The 16,180-nt window shown below is 57.6% G+C and carries 12 protein-coding genes; 7 read left to right on the plus strand and 5 right to left on the minus strand.

Annotation, left to right across the window (positions count from 1 at the left end):
- The first annotated feature begins 121 nt into the window (after positions 1–121).
- The 3 genes from KW848_RS22170 to KW848_RS22180 all read left to right on the plus strand — a co-directional run bounded on the left by KW848_RS22170 (position 122) and on the right by KW848_RS22180 (position 3,535).
- The gene (locus KW848_RS22170; protein ID WP_218538046.1) at positions 122–1,285 is read left to right on the plus strand and encodes a type III PLP-dependent enzyme; all 1,164 of its coding nucleotides are present in this window, start codon (positions 122–124) and stop codon (positions 1,283–1,285) included.
- 160 nt (positions 1,286–1,445) lie between these two features.
- Complete coding sequence (locus KW848_RS22175; protein ID WP_218538047.1) at positions 1,446–2,501, plus strand: alpha-xenorhabdolysin family binary toxin subunit A; 1,056 nt, start codon at positions 1,446–1,448, stop codon at positions 2,499–2,501.
- Between the two features lie 32 nt (positions 2,502–2,533).
- Complete coding sequence (locus tag KW848_RS22180) at positions 2,534–3,535, plus strand: alpha-xenorhabdolysin family binary toxin subunit B (protein ID WP_218538048.1); 1,002 nt, start codon at positions 2,534–2,536, stop codon at positions 3,533–3,535.
- Positions 3,536–3,576: 41 nt separating this feature from the next.
- Here the strand turns inward: KW848_RS22180 and KW848_RS22185 are convergent, their stop codons facing one another.
- Both KW848_RS22185 and KW848_RS22190 read right to left on the minus strand, forming a co-directional pair.
- Entirely contained in the window at positions 3,577–4,329 is a 753-nt protein-coding gene (locus tag KW848_RS22185) for a tetratricopeptide repeat protein (RefSeq protein ID WP_218538049.1), read from the minus strand.
- On the minus strand, positions 4,326–5,006 hold the full coding sequence (locus KW848_RS22190) for a Fe2+-dependent dioxygenase (RefSeq protein ID WP_218538050.1): 681 nt from the start codon (positions 5,004–5,006) through the stop codon (positions 4,326–4,328). Before KW848_RS22190 ends, KW848_RS22185 begins: the two co-directional genes overlap by 4 nt.
- Before the next feature lie 206 nt (positions 5,007–5,212).
- On the opposite strand from KW848_RS22190, the gene KW848_RS22195 reads away from it, so the two are divergent.
- Together KW848_RS22195 and KW848_RS22200 are read left to right on the plus strand one after the other, a co-directional pair.
- A complete protein-coding gene (locus KW848_RS22195; RefSeq protein ID WP_218538051.1) occupies positions 5,213–7,474 on the plus strand; it encodes a TonB-dependent siderophore receptor in 2,262 nt (753 codons plus the stop codon).
- Positions 7,475–7,707: 233 nt separating this feature from the next.
- The gene (locus tag KW848_RS22200) at positions 7,708–10,236 is read left to right on the plus strand and encodes a sulfite reductase flavoprotein subunit alpha (protein WP_218538052.1); all 2,529 of its coding nucleotides are present in this window, start codon (positions 7,708–7,710) and stop codon (positions 10,234–10,236) included.
- 79 nt (positions 10,237–10,315) lie between these two features.
- Here KW848_RS22200 and KW848_RS22205 read toward each other — a convergent pair whose 3' ends face one another.
- Together KW848_RS22205 and KW848_RS22210 are read right to left on the minus strand one after the other, a co-directional pair.
- On the minus strand, positions 10,316–10,732 hold the full coding sequence (locus KW848_RS22205) for a hypothetical protein (protein WP_218538053.1): 417 nt from the start codon (positions 10,730–10,732) through the stop codon (positions 10,316–10,318).
- A 140-nt stretch (positions 10,733–10,872) separates the two neighbouring features.
- On the minus strand, positions 10,873–12,414 hold the full coding sequence (locus KW848_RS22210) for an alkaline phosphatase (protein ID WP_218538054.1): 1,542 nt from the start codon (positions 12,412–12,414) through the stop codon (positions 10,873–10,875).
- 265 nt (positions 12,415–12,679) lie between these two features.
- On the opposite strand from KW848_RS22210, the gene KW848_RS22215 reads away from it, so the two are divergent.
- On the plus strand, positions 12,680–14,020 hold the full coding sequence (locus KW848_RS22215) for an S-type pyocin domain-containing protein (RefSeq protein ID WP_256365238.1): 1,341 nt from the start codon (positions 12,680–12,682) through the stop codon (positions 14,018–14,020).
- Positions 14,017–14,274, plus strand: a complete 258-nt coding sequence (locus KW848_RS22220) for a bacteriocin immunity protein (protein ID WP_218538055.1) — start codon at positions 14,017–14,019, stop codon at positions 14,272–14,274. The genes KW848_RS22215 and KW848_RS22220 overlap by 4 nt, the downstream gene beginning before the upstream one ends.
- Positions 14,275–14,432: 158 nt before the next feature.
- Here the strand turns inward: KW848_RS22220 and KW848_RS22225 are convergent, their stop codons facing one another.
- Positions 14,433–16,172: a PTS fructose-like transporter subunit IIB gene (locus tag KW848_RS22225; RefSeq protein WP_218538056.1), complete on the minus strand. Its 1,740-nt coding sequence runs from the start codon at positions 16,170–16,172 to the stop codon at positions 14,433–14,435.
- Positions 16,173–16,180: the final 8 nt, after the last annotated feature.

The following is a 16,180-nucleotide window of genomic DNA, read 5'->3' on the forward strand; positions in this document are numbered from 1 at the left end:
TTCCCATGGCCTTTTTGCTTTCGGCGACATGCCTTGGGAAGTAGGCGAACCAAAGTGGGGATACGGAGGACGTTCATTTGCACCCATTGATTAATCTAGTTTGCCAGTAGGAGTTCCCAGCATGTCGATCAACGTCGAAGACTATTTCGCGCGCGATACCTTCAACAAAATGAAGGCCTTCGCCGACAAACAAGAAACCCCGTTCGTGGTGATCGACACCGCGATGATCAGCCAGGCCTATGACGACCTGCGCGCCGGTTTCGAATTCGCCAAGGTCTACTACGCAGTCAAGGCCAACCCGGCCGTCGAAATCATTGACCTGCTCAAAGAGAAAGGCTCGAACTTCGACATCGCTTCGATCTACGAGCTCGACAAAGTGATGAACCAGGGCGTCGGCCCGGATCGCATCAGCTACGGCAACACCATCAAGAAATCCAAAGACATTCGCTACTTCTACGAGAAGGGCGTGCGTCTGTATGCCACCGACTCCGAAGCCGACCTGCGCAACATCGCCAAGGCGGCACCGGGTTCGAAAGTCTACGTGCGCATCCTCACCGAAGGCTCGACCACTGCTGACTGGCCTTTGTCGCGCAAATTCGGCTGCCAGACCGACATGGCCATGGACCTGCTGATCCTCGCTCGCGACCTGGGCCTGGTGCCGTACGGCATCTCGTTCCACGTCGGCTCGCAACAGCGCGACATCAGCGTCTGGGACGCGGCGATCGCCAAGGTCAAAGTGATCTTCGAACGCCTGAAAGAAGAAGACGGCATTCACCTGAAGCTGATCAACATGGGCGGCGGCTTCCCGGCCAACTACATCACCCGCACCAACAGCCTGGAAACCTACGCTGAAGAAATCATCCGTTTCCTCAAGGAAGACTTCGGCGACGACCTGCCGGAAATCATCCTGGAACCGGGCCGCTCGTTGATCGCCAACGCCGGCATCCTGGTCAGCGAAGTAGTGCTGGTCGCCCGTAAATCCCGTACCGCGGTAGAGCGATGGGTGTACACGGATGTGGGCAAGTTCTCCGGCCTGATCGAAACCATGGACGAAGCCATCAAGTTCCCGATCTGGACCGAAAAGAAAGGCGAGATGGAAGAAGTGGTCATCGCCGGCCCGACCTGCGACAGCGCCGACATCATGTACGAGAACTACAAGTACGGCTTGCCGCTGAACCTGGCGATCGGTGATCGTTTGTACTGGTTGTCGACCGGTGCTTACACCACCAGCTACAGCGCCGTTGAGTTCAATGGCTTCCCGCCGCTGAAGTCATATTACGTATAAAAGTTAGCAGCACCTGAAAACCCGTGCCTTGGCACGGGTTTTTTATTTAAACATGAAAAATCAACACTGCCCAATAAAAAGTTACACACAAGACATATACCAAACACTTTAATCACGATTAGCCTGCGAACTCACAACACACTTTAAAAGGAATTAAAAAGTGCAAACGAGCTCAACCAAGCTGATTACAAAAAACGACATCCAGAAAATAAAGAACTACATAGCGACGGCAAAAGCTCTGCCCCGCACGATTGAAGCCGTCGAAAACCAACTACAAGCCAAAAGCACCAACATTGTCGGCCTTGAACCTTATGACATTGTCGAACTCAATCACACAATCATTAACAACGCCAACTCGTGGAATGATATCGAATCGTCTATGAAACGAGTTGGTGGCAGCCTGGCAACATTTTCGGAAGACCTGGAAAGTTTCGGCCAGGAGATTATCGACGCCATCGTGAGCATGCCCGGTTATGTAAATTATGTCGGCACGATCAGCACGCTTACTGAAGAAGAAATCAATAGCCTGCCCCCCCTGGAAATCGGGAAGACGGAGAAAATACGATTTGGCTCTATTCGAGAGTCACTGGTATTTATTGCCAACTCCATTGACGAGAAGAAACTGAACAATCAGGACATTGTATTGCGTTTGCAGTACTTCAAGACTGAACTCAACGATAAAGTGGCCATTGGCATCGGCAGCAAGATGAAACTGGCCAATACAAGTGAAATCAATCGGCAGATTACCGATCTGAACCTGGCTATCGACAAAGCGCAGGCACTTCTTGATGAGAAGCTTCGAGAAGCCGAACCTGGTTTCTTCACACATGTGTTTGCTGTAATGAGCCCTTATCCGCAAGGAATTTATCAATTTGCGAAACTCCATACACTTAAATACATAATCCCTCTAATCAATCAACGAGATTTACTGGTCGAGCAGGTTAAACAAAAAGACATTCTCGCCGGCACTCTCCTGCGGCTAAGCACCGACCTGGAGAGCCTATTGCTATACGTAGAAGGCGCAATCCAAAGCACATCGCAACTTGAAACATTGTGGATTTCGATCTCCGAATACATCAACGCGTCGCAAAACAAAATAATGGGCATGAATGACTTTCTGACCCTCAGGAGTTTCGTATCGAGTTTACGAGTGGTTCTGAAAAACTGGAAAACCATTCAAAACAATGCCAACGCGCTTATTAGCGCATTCGAATAACTTTCATAAAACTAACGAAAAAGGATTTCTTTATGACACTCGCTACTTACATACTTCCCGACCTGACGAATATTCGCAACAGCCGCGAGGCGATCCGTTATCAAGCCCTCGTGGGCTCTGCCAACTTGTACATCAAAGCGTTGGGTGATGAACTGATCGGTCTCAATAGTGCCCTCAGCAAAGCAGATCAACTGGTCGCCAACGCCATCACTTCAGCAATCACGGCGCTGGAAAGCGATGACTTGCGCGAGACCCTGCATGCCCTGAGCGCTTTGAAAGAGCGCCAACCAGACACGCAAACTCAAAGCACAATCGAGAGCTATTCGAAAATTACCAGTCAACTGATGGAGCTTTGCACTGATAAAATCTCGCAACTGCACGCAAGCCTGGAAGACGGCGTATTCAATGTGCAGAGCGCGAGCATCAGCAACAACCGCTTCAGGCTCGCTGAACTTGCCGATGCAAGAGTTCAACTGGAACAGCAACACAGTACCGAACAAGTACCGCTTGCCGAGCTGATTGCTGATCTGGCCGTGCTCAACGAAGCGATCAAGGAGTTCGAGAAGCTGACATTCATCGACCGACTCAAGCCACTGCTGGAGCAATTGAAGTCGTTGATCGGCAATAAACCGGCAACCCCTCAGAGCGCCGCGCTGGAAGGCGGCGTGATAGTTGCCACCAAGTTTCTGGACGAGGCCAACGAGCTGATCAAATACCAGAGTCTGACCAAGGCTCGGGGCATCATTCAGACCCGCATCTCGCAGCGTGAGGAACGGGTATCGTCTCTGGCAAGACAGTTGCGCGATAATGACGACAGGACCCGCCAGTTGAATGACACCCAGAAAGTCATTCCCCATCAACAGACTTATGTCAGTGAAACCAACAAGCTGATCGATTCGCTGTATGCCTTTCTCGACACCGTCCTGTATGCGCCCCGCGATGAAATCCTGGCTCGCGGCGAACTCATGCTCAAGAACAGTCAAGCACTGCACAGTTACATGAGTAAGCTCCAGGGACGCTGGCTGCGCGGTTGATCGCCGTCCGTTGCCCTTTACTACAAGATAGGGGGCACGGTCTAAGCACCCAGTAACGCCATTCGCTGCCGGCAGGCTTGGGCCATGGAGCGAATGGCCGGATGTGGGGAAGCAAGCAGCGACTCGCTGCTGACACGAAGAAACGGCAAGTTACCTGCGGTCAATGCGTCCCCCAGCCACTTGAGTGCCTCTTCAAAACGCCCCTCATCCGCCAATACCGCCGCAAAACTGAACTGCCCGCGAAAATCCCCTCCCTCGGCCGAACGTCGATACCAGTCACGCGCCGCTGCCGAGTCCGCCGGGCACACCAAGCCTTCTTCCAGATAACGCCCGAGTAGATTCATCGATTTGGCGTGACCCGCTTCAGCGGCACGCTGATACAACGCCAGCGCCTGAATCTGATCCACCGCCACACCGCGCCCGGTCGCCAGCAGATTGGCGAGGTTGTACATCGCCCAGTCCAGACCGGCCTCGGCGGCGATTCGATAATGCCTCGCTGCAACCGCAGCATCCGCCACACATCCCCAACCATGCTCATGACACCGACCGAGCATGTTGTGCGCCATCAGATGACCTCGCCCGGCAGCGATGCCAAACCAGCGCAACGCCAGCGGTTGATCCTGCGCGATACCCCGGCCATCCAGAAGAATCTGCCCGAGCAAGGCCTGGGCATCGAGTACACCTTCGCGGGCGGCGATCAGAATCGCCTGCGCAGCGCGCGCCGGGCTTTCCTCGAGCATGGCTTTTAGACGATCACCGTCGAGGACTTCCTGGCGGCGCAGTTGATAACTCATACCTCGACCCAGCGACGCAACAGGTTGTGATACGTGCCGGTGAGGCGAATCAGCGAAGGGTGGTCGGGCATGTCCTGGGTCAGTTGCTGGATCGCCCCGTCCATCTCGAACAGCAAGGCGCGCTGGCTGTCTTCGCGGACCAGGCTTTGGGTCCAGAAGAACGAAGCGTAGCGAGTACCGCGCGTCACGGCGTTGACCTTGTGCAGGCTGGTGCCGGGGTACAGAACCATGTCGCCGGCGGGCAATTTCACCCGTTGGGCGCCGAAGGTGTCCTGGATTTCCAGCTCGCCGCCGTCGTAGTCGGCCGGTTCGCTGAAGAACAGAGTGGCCGACAAATCGGTGCGCACCCGCTCGATGCTGCCCTTGGGCTGGCGCACGGCGTTGTCGATGTGAAAGTCAAAACTGCCGCCGGCCGTGTAACAGTTCAGCAACGGAGGGAAGACTTTGTGCGGCAACGCAGCCGACATGAACAGCGGATTTTTCCACAGCCGTTCCAGCATCGCCGCGCCGACTTCCTTGGCCAGCGGGTGACCTTCAGGCAGTTGCAAATTGTGCTTGGCCTTGGCCGACTGGTAGCCGGCGGTGATCTTGCCGTCGGCCCAATCTGCCTGCTCCAGAGCCTCGCGGATGCGCTGCACTTCTTCTTTCGCGAACACGCCGGGAATGTGCAGCAGCATGGGATGACACCTGAAGGCAAAGGGGCGCCAATGGTATTGATTCTTATTGACTCTGTAAAACCCCTACGACGAACGAGACACTCGAAACCGTAAGGACAAATTGTAAAGAATGTAAATTTGTCGCGAATAGTAACGTTTCGCAATTGATACAAATACCTGTTTACCCTATATTCCGCGACCTCAAATCCTTGGGGAGGGGAATTCTCATGTCACGCCAACAACCACAATTACCGGTCAGTTCACCGCGCTTGCTCGCGTCTGCAATTGGCGTGGCGATCACTGCCAGCTCTGCGGGCCACATGGCTTTCGCGGCTGAAAAGATCGACGAAAAAGCACCGAGCAACGTGATTTCCCTGGGCGCTACCGCTATCAACGGCGAAGCCCAGGATGAGACTTCCTACAAGACTGATACCTCGGCCAACAAGAAATACACCGCGCCGCTGCGCGAAACGCCGAAAAGCGTCACCGTGATTCCACAACAAGTGATTCGCGACACGGGCGCCACCAGCCTGGTCGACGCGCTGCGCACCACACCGGGCATCACTTTCGGTGCCGGTGAGGGCGGCAACCCGGCCGGCGATCGTCCGATCATTCGCGGCTTCAACGCCGAAAGCGACGTGTTTATCGACGGCATGCGCGACCCGGCCTCCCAGAGCCGCGAGATCTTCGACATAGAATCGATCGAAGTCAGCAAGGGCCCGGGGTCAGCCTTCACCGGCGCCGGTTCCACCGGTGGCAGCCTGAACCTGGTGAGCAAGACCGCCAAACTGGGCAACTCCTACAACGGCGGCTTCACCTGGGGCTCGGACCAGACCAAGCGCACCACCCTCGACCTGAACCAGCAGATGACCGACACCTCGGCCTTTCGTCTGAACCTGATGAAACACGAAGCCAACGTCGCCGGCCGTGATGCTGTGGATGTCAGCCGTTGGGGCGTGGCACCTTCCTTCGCGTTCGGCCTGGGTACCGACACTCGCCTGACCGTCGGCTACTACCACGTCGAAACCGACGACATGCCCGACTACGGCCTCCCGTTGACCTTGAGCCCCAACCGCAGCAAGTACAACGTCGATAAACCTGTGCATGTCGATCGTGACAACTTCTACGGCCTCACCAGTCGCGACTATCGCCAGACCAGCAACGACAGCGGCACCATCAAGATCGAACACGATCTGAATGATGACCTGACCGTGTCGAACAGCTTCCGCATGTCCCGTTCGACGCTCGATTACATCGTCACCAACCCGGACGACAGCAAGGGCAACGCGGCGCTTGGCAGCGTGTATCGCGGCGCGAAAAGCCGTAACTCGACGTCCAGCGGCTGGATCAACCAGACCGACCTGAGCGCCAGGTTCAACACCGGCGCCATCGAGCACAGCCTGGTTACCGGCCTTGAGTTTTCCTATCAAGATACCCACAACCGCCCGTACATCCTGACCTCGACCGCCAGCGGCACCCGCTGCAACCGCGCCCTGTTCAACTCCGGCGACTGCACCAGCCTGCAGAACCCGACGCCAGGGGATCACTGGAACGGCTCGATCACCGACAGCGCCGCGTTCACCGACACCGACACCAAAACCGCTGCGGCCTACGTGTTCGACACACTGAAATTCAACGAGCAATGGTCCCTGAACCTGGGCCTGCGTTACGACAACTACCAGGTCAAATCCAGCGGCCACGCCAACGCCAGCAGCACCGCGCCAGCGAACGACTTCTCCCGTGAGAACACCAGCGACCTGGTCAACTACCAGATCGGCGTGGTCTACAACCCGTTGCCTAACGGCAGCATCTACGCGGCCTACTCCACCTCCAGCAACCCGTCTGGTGAAACCAGCGGCAACGGTGGCCTGGAACTGGCGGCGAACAACAGTGATCTGGACCCGGAAAAAAACCGCAACTACGAGATCGGTACCAAGTGGGACTTCTTCGGTGACGACTTGTCGCTGACCGCAGCACTGTTCCGCACCGAAAAAACCAACGCGCGCATGAACGATCCGGATGGCGCCACCACGCAAGTGCTGGACGGCGAGCAGCAGGTAAATGGTCTGGAACTGAGCTACAGCGGCAAGCTGACCCGTAACTGGAGAGTCTTCGGCGGCTACACCTACATGGAAAGCGAAGTGGTCAAAACCACCCTCGCCGTCGATGAAGGCAATCACATGCCAAGTACCCCACGGAACAACTTCACGTTCTGGTCGACCTACGACCTGGTGCCGGACAAGTTGACCGTCGGCGCCGGTGCCACGTTCGTCGACTCGCAGTTCGGCAACATCGCCAACTCGGTGGAGATCCCGTCCTACTGGCGCTACGACGCAATGGCCAGCTACGCCCTGACCAAAAACGTCGACTTGCAACTCAACGTGCAGAACCTGACCGACAAGCGTTACTTCGACCAGGTGTTCCAGACGCACTACGCCCACGTGGCGGCGGGTCGTACCGCCCTGTTGAGCGCCAACTTCCACTTCTGATCCTGTGGGAGCCTGCTCGCGATGACGCCGGCACATTCAACATTGATGTTGGCTGACACACCGTCATCGCGAGCAAGCTGTGCTCCTACAGTTGAGAATGGAAGCTGAAATCAGCGACAGGCCTCGTTCATCTCTATGAACGGGGCTTTTGTGCGTAATAAAGAATGTTTCTCGACAACCCACGGCATAATGCGCGCCGTGATCATTATTTTTGAACGAACAAGGCGAGTGACGTGTTGAAGAAAACCCTGTTCCAGTTGCACTGGTTTTTCGGCATCAGCGCCGGACTGGTCCTGGCCCTGATGGGCATCACCGGGGCGACGGTGTCGTTTCAGGACGAAATCCTGCGCGCGCTGAACCCATCTGTGTTGCAGGTCGAGAAGCAGGTCGCCGGCGTCCTGCCGCCCGCCGAACTGGTGGAAAAAATCGAAGGCGCCTCCGGCAAGAAAGTCTCGATGCTCTGGGTCGAGACCGACAGCGGTAACGCCGCGCGGGTGATCTTTACCCCGCCACCGGGCGAACGACGTGGGCAGATGCGCTACTTCGACCCGTACACCGCCGAGTTCGTGGGCGACGCCACTGGCCAGGATTTCTTCGGCCTGATGCTGCAACTGCACCGGTTCCTTGCCATGGGCGATACCGGTCGGCAAATCACCGGCGCGTGCACGCTGATTCTGCTGTTCTTCTGCCTGTCCGGCCTGTACCTGCGGTGGCCGCGTCAGTGGAAAAGCTGGCGTGCCTGGCTGATCCTCGACTGGAAGAAAAAAGGCCGCAGCTTCAACTGGGATCTGCACTCGGTGGCCGGTACCTGGTGCCTGGTGTTTTACCTCCTGGCCGCGTTCACCGGGTTGTCCTGGTCCTATGAGTGGTACAACAAGGGCCTGACCCGATTGCTTTCCGACTCACCGCAGAACGAGCGCGCCCGCAGCGGTCGCGGCCCTGCGCCAAGCGGCCCGGCCCCCACCGCCGATTACGCCGCGATGTGGAGCAGCATCTACAGCGCTGCCGGCCCGGCACTGAGCGCCTACAACATCCGCATGCCGCCCGTGGCCGGACAACCGGCCACCGTGTTCTACCTGTTGAACAGCTCGCCCCACGACCGGGCGCTGAACCAGATCACGCTGGACCCGGCGACCGGTATCGTCGCGCGGCATGATCGCTACAGCGACAAGAGCCTCAAGGCACAACTGCTGACCAGCATTTACGCGCTGCACGTCGGCAGCTATTTCGGAATCATCGGGCGGATCATCCTGACGATCAGCGCGCTGACGATGCCGTTGTTTTTCGTCACTGGCTGGTTGTTGTACCTCGATCGTCGCAGCAAGAAAAAACAGATCAAGGATGCCCGCAAAGGGCTCGCACAACCGGACAATGACGCACCGGCATGGCTGATCGGCTTTGCCAGCCAGAGCGGCTTTGCCGAGCAACTGGCGTGGCAGACCGCCGGGCAATTGCAGGCTGCGGGCCTGCCGGTGAAAGTTCAGCCGCTGGCGGACGTCAGCGAGCAAGACTTGCGTGAGTCCAGCAATGCGTTGTTCGTCGTCAGCACCTTCGGCGACGGCGAAGCGCCGGACAGCGCCCGAGGGTTTGAGCGCAAAGTGCTGGGCCGTACGTTGAGCCTGGAAAGCCTGAACTACGCCGTGCTCGGCCTCGGTGATCGGCAGTATCAGCACTTCTGCGGATTCGCTCGACGCTTGCACACGTGGCTCGGCAAGCACGGCGGCAAGACCCTGTTCGCGCCGGTAGAGGTCGACAGCGGCGACCCTTACGCCTTGCGTCACTGGCAGCAGCAACTGGGCCTGCTGACCGGACAGGCACCCGTGGACACCTGGCAAGCGCCAAGCTATGACAACTGGAACCTGACCCGCCGTGAGCTGCTCAATCCTGACAGCAGCGGTTCAGGCGTTTACCTGCTCGGTCTCACCGCCCCCACCACCAGCAGCTGGCTGGCCGGTGACCTGGTGGAAGTATTGCCGCGCAATTGTCCGTGGGCGATCGAACATTTCCTCGATGGCCTGGGCATTGACGGTCGGGCCACGGTTGCGCTCGATGGCCTGTCGCAACCACTGGAGCAAGCCCTCGCCAGTCGACAACTGCCGGAAAACAGAGCTCACCTGGTCGGCCTGCATGCCCAGGCGCTGGTGGACGCGCTGGTGCCCCTGGCCATGCGCGAGTACTCCATCGCCTCGATCGCCGCCGATGGCATCCTCGAACTGATCGTGCGCCAGGAACTGCATCCCGACGGCAGCCTGGGTGTCGGCTCCGGCTGGCTGACCGAACACGCCCCGGTGGGCGGCACCATCAGCCTGCGCGTGCGGCGCAACAGCGGTTTCCATCTGCCGGTCGAACCGCTGCCGATGATCCTGCTGGGCAATGGCACCGGCCTGGCCGGGCTGCGCAGTTTGCTCAAGGCGCGGATCGCCGATGGCCAGCAACGTCATTGGCTGTTGTTCGGCGAACGCAATCGCGAGCATGACTACTTGTGTCGTGATGAGCTTGAGGAGTGGTTGATTTCGGGGGATCTGGAGCGGCTGGACCTGGCGTTCTCGCGGGATCAGGCCGAGAAGATCTACGTGCAGGATCGACTGCGCGAATCGGCGGGCGAGTTGAAAAAATGGCTGGCCGAGGGTGCGGTCATTTACATCTGCGGCAGCTTGCAAGGGATGGCTTCAGGCGTGGATCACGTGCTCAACGAAATACTCGGAATTGCAGAGGTCGACCGGTTGATCGAGCAAGGCCGTTATCGGCGGGACGTATACTGAATCCACAAAGCATTCGATAAACATCCTGACGTCACGTTAACAACATGGCGTCAGGATAGAAGCCTGCTCAAATAAAAACTCAAGGTGACTTTAATAGATCGCTGCCTGTTGATCGTTTACTTAGCCGCTTATTGAGCTCTTCGATCTTTTCAGCACTTAGGCATTGAACTTTCGAACAATTATTGTTCAGACGGCACATCTCGTTGCAATCAATGGGCGCCATATTTTCCGGGCCATCAACGATACATTGATCGCTAGTACCACTTTTATATGCACCATTACGATCATTATCCTTCCCCACAAAAACACAAAGCACTTCCGCTCGTCCTATAGGGATAATATCGCAATAATAAGCGCCGACCATACCCCAATTCCCATTACACAAACCAGCGTTGGTTTCATTGGCATCTTTGCAGGCCGTAAGAAAAAGCGTACAGAGGACCAGCGATACAACGGCCGTCCATATTGATCTTTGTTGTGCACGAATAAGTTTCATCAGCTGTTACCCGGTTGATTTTGGGTTCAGCCTATATAAAACCCGCCAAAAAACACCTGTAAAAAATGACAGGCAAATATACTGATTAGCTATATAACGGGGGATTTAAACTAAAGAAACCGATGGAACAATACCTCCCCCTACACCGGTTGCACTTTCTGCTCAAACACCCCAACCCCATCCAGATCCCGCAACACCACACTCATCTCCCCCGTCTGCCCATCAATATTCACCTCACCAAAAAACTGAAACCCGGCAAACGGCGAGGTGTTCTGTGCCGGTGGTGCTTTCTCGAACACCACCTCGGGACCAAAGGTCTTATCCAGCGAATCAGGCCCGAAACTCCCCGCATTCAAAGGCCCGGCGACAAACTCCCAGAACGGTTCGAAATCCTGAAACGCCGCACGGTCCGGGTGGTAATGGTGCGCGGCGCAGTAATGCACATCCGCCGTCAGCCAGACAAAATTGCGTACCTGCTGCGCCCGCAAGAAACCCAGCAGTTCGGCGATTTCCAGTTCACGGCCCTGAGCCGGTCCCGGGTCGCCGTTGGCCACCGCTTCCCAACGCGTCACGCCGGGGCTGACTTCACCGTCGGGTACGCCGAGGCCGATGGGCATGTCGGCGGCAATGACTTTCCACTGGGCCTTGGAGGCCTTCAACTCAAGTTTGAGCCAGTCCAGTTGTTCGCGGCCAAGGAAAGGTTTAGCGGCGCCCAGGTTGTCATCATTGGCCCCGCGATAGCTGCGCATGTCGAGCACGAACACATCAAGCAATGGCCCATAACCGAGCTTGCGATAAATCCGCCCGCCGCCATCGGCGCTCTGCAACCGCATCGGTGCGTATTCGAGCCAGGCCTGACGCGCGCGACCGACCAGGCTGTGGATATCTTTGCTCTTATAGCGATCATCCAGTTGCTTGCCCGGCGACCAGTTGTTGACCACTTCATGGTCGTCCCACTGCCAGATCTGCGGAACCTCGGCGTTGAAGCGGCGGATGTTTTCGTCCATCAGGTTGTAGCGGTAATTGCCGCGATAGTCGTCGAGGGTTTCGGCGACTTTGCTCTTGGCTTCAGAGGTGATGTTGCGCCACACGCGGCCGCTCTCTGTGGTGAGCTGCGCAGGTATCGGGCCGTCGGCGTAGATGGTGTCGCCGCTGTGGATAAAGAAGTCTGGCAGGCGCAAACGCATGGCTTCGTAGATGCGCATGCCGCCGATGTCCGGATTGATCCCGAAACCCTGACCGGCGGTGTCGCCGCTCCAGACGAAACGGATGTCGCGACGGGTTTGCGGCATGCTGCGCAAGTGGCCGAACCAGGGTTCGCTGGTGACGCCGCTCTGGGCGTCTTCGAAGTGCACGCGGTAGAAAATCGCCTGGTCGGCGGGCAGGCCAGTGAGTTCGACCCGGGCAGTGAAATCGGTATCGGACACGGCCAATGGCGAGACAAAACGACGGGGGTTACTGAACAGGCTGCGGGTGTCCCATTCCACCACCATGCGCGCCGGACGATCACATCGGCTCCAGATCATCGCCCGATCGCCCAGCACGTCGCCGGACTGCACGCCATCGGTGAGTTGCGGCCGATCCTTGACCGAGGCAATCACCGCCGGTGCCAGGCCAGGCAACAACAGCCCGGCACCGACGGCTTGTATGACACGACGACGGCCGAGGTCGAATTCGCTCATGGTGCTCTCCCTGAAAAGGAAAACTTAAGCATGCACGTGTGACTCAGACATGACACAAAAATTAACCAACACCGCAAATCCCTTGTGGGAGCGTGGCTTGCCCGCGATGAAGGATAACGCGGTCATGCTGACTCGCCACCAAAACCCCTGCAACACCAAGAAATAGGAAATTTCAGCGCCGCTTTTAGGAAACGTCCTAACGCCAATACCCGAGCGCCCTGGATAAGTTCGAGGCTGCTCCGGACACACGCGAAAAAGGACGCCAATGCCACGCGACAAGGACATCCCGCAAGTCTGGGAACACAGCACTGGTGGCGGCGGCTCGGGCATTGGATACCGTTACCTGCGAGACATGACCCCGACTGAGTTAGCCGAGCGTGAGGCGAGGCAAAAGACTTACGACGACATGCTCGCCCGGCAACAGGCTTATGAAGATCGCATCTTCAAAGATGTCGAACAGAGCAAACAGTTCGCCACACGAGGCTGCGTATTCGCCAAAAGCTGCAACCTCCCCGACGGCGTCATTAATCACGACAACCCGGCCGGTTTTGTCCCCGTCGAGAAACTGGCTGACTACGGGTTGTGGGCCGTGCTTGGCACCGGCGCAGCAATCACCGCCGAAGGGATTCCCTTGAAACTGGTGGGAGGCTCAGCAACAGGCGGTGCCATTGCCCAACGTCTCGGCGGTTCGCTAGCACTGCGTCTACTAACAGGATCAGCCGTTGTGGCGACTGGTACCGCGGTCGGGACAGTTGCGCTATTAATGCCGAACACCAGCCTTTCACCCGACAGCGCCTTCTACAAAAACGAGCAATACGCGGCGCTGGATGCGGGGCGAACCCGTGTGCGCATCAACGTGAAGACATTGCCGGATGGCTCAGTCAACGCTTACGGCTTTTACACAGGCGGGAAAAAAGACTGGGAGTTTGTCCCGGTCATCAAGGCAAAAAAGGAAGGCGAGCAATTTGTCGCCGATATCGGCAATGGCATCGGCCTGACCTGGACGCCCGCGGCAGATCCTGACGACGCCCCCAAGGTCCCTGCCCTGGAAGGCGCCCCACCGCTGCCGACGATCTGGGTCTACCCACCCACCGAGCAGGCCAACAAGATACTGGTGAACCCGGAGCATCCGCCCGAGTATCAGGATGCGATTATCTGGTTTCCGGCGGATGCCGGGCTTGAGCCGATTTACATCGTGCTCAACGCTCGGTATGAGCCGGGTGGTGTTACGGGCGTGGGTGAGGATGTGGCAGGGATTTGGCTTGCTGGGGCTGGCACCGGGCTAGGCGCCCCCATTCCAACGCGGATTGCTGATGTGCTACGAGGACAAAAATTCAGAGACTTCGACACTTTCAGGGCCGCATTTTGGACTGCCGTTGGAAATGATCCCGAGCTATTCAACCAGTTCAAACCGAATAACAGAAGCAAGCTCTTGAATGGCAAAGCACCATTTGCCCAAAGGCCGGAACACAACGGAGAAAACGCTCGCTACGAAATACATCATATTGAGCACATCAAGAATGGAGGTGCAGTTTATGACGTGGACAATCTCTCAGTAGTTACACCGAAGCGGCACGTCGAAATTCACCGGGAGGACAGGCAATGACCATAAAAAGTAGTGTTTCAGATTACACAGAAGAAGAATTCATTGGGATGCTTCAACGCATCCTGGGGAACGATGAAAGCGAAGAGGAAGAGAACAAGCTTGTGCATCACTTCAACACCATATGTGGGCATCCCGCAGGCTCTGATTTGATCTTCTACCCGGAAGACGAAGCTGATGATTCGGCAGAAGGCATCACACGCAAAATCAAGGAATGGCGTGCAGCTCAGGGCTTGCCGGGATTCAAAGAAAAATGAAGCATGACGACGTTATCGGACATGACACAGAAATCTGCCGGTGCAGCAGATCCCTTGTGGGAGCCGAGCTTGCTCGCGATAGCGGTTTAACATTCACCGAAAATGGTGACTGATACACCGCTATCGCGAGCAAGCTCGGCTCCTACAAGGGGTAGGTGTCAGGCGCTGACGGGCTCTATTGCCAGCTCAACGACTTCCGGTCGCTTGACCACCGCATAAACCACCGCCGTCAGCAAACTCCCGGCCACAATCGCCAGCAAATACAGCAGCGCATGGTTGATCGCATTCGGGATCGCCAGCACGAACAATCCGCCGTGCGGCGCCATCAGTTTGCAGCCGAAATACATCGACAACGCACCGGTCAGCGCACCACCGGCAATGCTCGCCGGGATCACCCGCAGCGGGTCTTTCGCAGCAAACGGAATCGCGCCTTCGGAGATGAAGCACAGCCCCAACACCAACGCCGCTTTACCGGCCTCGCGTTCGGTCTGGGCGAACTTGCGCCGCGCAATAATCGTAGCGATGCCCAGGCCAATCGGTGGCACCATGCCGGCCGCCATGGTCGCGGCCATCGGTGCATAACTTTGCGACGCCAGCAGCCCCACCGAGAACGCATACGCGGCTTTGTTGATCGGCCCGCCAAGGTCGACGCACATCATTCCGCCCAGCAATACACCGAGCAGAATCGCGTTGGTGGTGCCCATGCTGTCGAGGAAGTGCGTGAGCCCTTCGAGCATCCCGGCTACCGGTTTGCCGACCACGTAGATCATCACCAGACCGGTGAACAGACTCGCCAGCAACGGGATGATCAGGATCGGTTTGAGCGCCTCAAGACTTTGTGGCAAGCGCGCATAACGGTTGATCGCCTGCGCCGCGTAACCGGCGATGAAACCGGCAATGATCCCGCCGATAAAACCGGCGCCCAAAGTGCTTGCCAACAGACCGCCAATCATCCCCGGAGCCAGGCCCGGACGGTCGGCGATCGAGTAGGCGATGTAACCCGCCAGCAGCGGCACCATCAACTTGAACGCGGTCTCGCCGCCGATCTGCATCAGCGCCGCCGCAAGCGTGCCCGGTTCCTTGAACGCGGTGATGCCAAAGACGAACGACAAGGCGATCATCAGACCACCCGCCACCACCATCGGCAGCATGAACGACACGCCGGTCAGCAGGTGCTTGTAGACGCCGGTTTTCTCTTGCTTGGCCGGGCCTTTGGCACCGCTCGAAGCAGTTTCCTGCGTGCCTTCGGCCAACGCTTTGTTCAGCGTCGCCTCGGCTTGTTTGAGGGCGATGCCGGTGCCGCAACGGTAAATCTTCTTGCCGGCAAAACGCTCGGTGGCGACTTCGATATCGCAGGCCAGCAGCACCACGTCCGCATCGGCAATCGCCTCTGCACTCAACGGGTTGCGCGCACCGACCGAGCCCTGGGTTTCCACTTGCAGGTCGTAGCCCAGACGCTTGGCCGCTTGCTGCAAGGCTTCAGCGGCCATGAAGGTGTGAGCGACGCCGGTCGGACACGCGGTAATCGCGACCAGACGCGGAGCGTTTTTCACCAGGGCGGCAGGCTCGACCACAGCTTCGGGGGCGACGTAAACCTGAGCCTCTTCAGCACCGCGACGCAGCACCGCTTCAACATCTTGCAGGGCTTGCGCCGGGGTACTCTGGAACACCCGCTTGCCGACGAATCGCGACATATCCACCGGCGCGCTGGTCACCAGCAATACCCACTCGGCCGCCTCGATCGTGGCCGCCGATAATTGGCGTTCAGGGTGCGCGGCATCGTTGACTTCGACACTGGTGCTCCAGCCTTGACGCTGGGCCGCCGCGTCGAGCAAACGGGCGCACAGCACACTGGTGACCATGCCGTTCGGGCAGGCCGTAACAATGGCTAACTTCATGACAAACC

Source organism: Pseudomonas sp. PDM25, assembly GCF_019219045.1.
Classification (GTDB): Bacteria; Pseudomonadota; Gammaproteobacteria; order Pseudomonadales; family Pseudomonadaceae; genus Aquipseudomonas.

What these genes read in the sequence shown, in the direction of transcription:
- KW848_RS22170 (WP_218538046.1), top strand. Translation starts at nt 122, where the DNA reads ATGTCGATCAACGTCGAAGACTATTTCGCGCGCGATACCTTCAACAAA.
- KW848_RS22180 (WP_218538048.1), top strand. Translation starts at nt 2,534, where the DNA reads ATGACACTCGCTACTTACATACTTCCCGACCTGACGAATATTCGCAAC.
- KW848_RS22185 (WP_218538049.1), bottom strand. Translation starts at nt 4,329, where the DNA reads ATGAGTTATCAACTGCGCCGCCAGGAAGTCCTCGACGGTGATCGTCTA.
- KW848_RS22190 (WP_218538050.1), bottom strand. Translation starts at nt 5,006, where the DNA reads ATGCTGCTGCACATTCCCGGCGTGTTCGCGAAAGAAGAAGTGCAGCGC.
- KW848_RS22195 (WP_218538051.1), top strand. Translation starts at nt 5,213, where the DNA reads ATGTCACGCCAACAACCACAATTACCGGTCAGTTCACCGCGCTTGCTC.
- KW848_RS22205 (WP_218538053.1), bottom strand. Translation starts at nt 10,732, where the DNA reads ATGAAACTTATTCGTGCACAACAAAGATCAATATGGACGGCCGTTGTA.
- KW848_RS22210 (WP_218538054.1), bottom strand. Translation starts at nt 12,414, where the DNA reads ATGAGCGAATTCGACCTCGGCCGTCGTCGTGTCATACAAGCCGTCGGT.
- KW848_RS22215 (WP_256365238.1), top strand. Translation starts at nt 12,680, where the DNA reads ATGCCACGCGACAAGGACATCCCGCAAGTCTGGGAACACAGCACTGGT.
- KW848_RS22220 (WP_218538055.1), top strand. Translation starts at nt 14,017, where the DNA reads ATGACCATAAAAAGTAGTGTTTCAGATTACACAGAAGAAGAATTCATT.
- KW848_RS22225 (WP_218538056.1), bottom strand. Translation starts at nt 16,172, where the DNA reads ATGAAGTTAGCCATTGTTACGGCCTGCCCGAACGGCATGGTCACCAGT.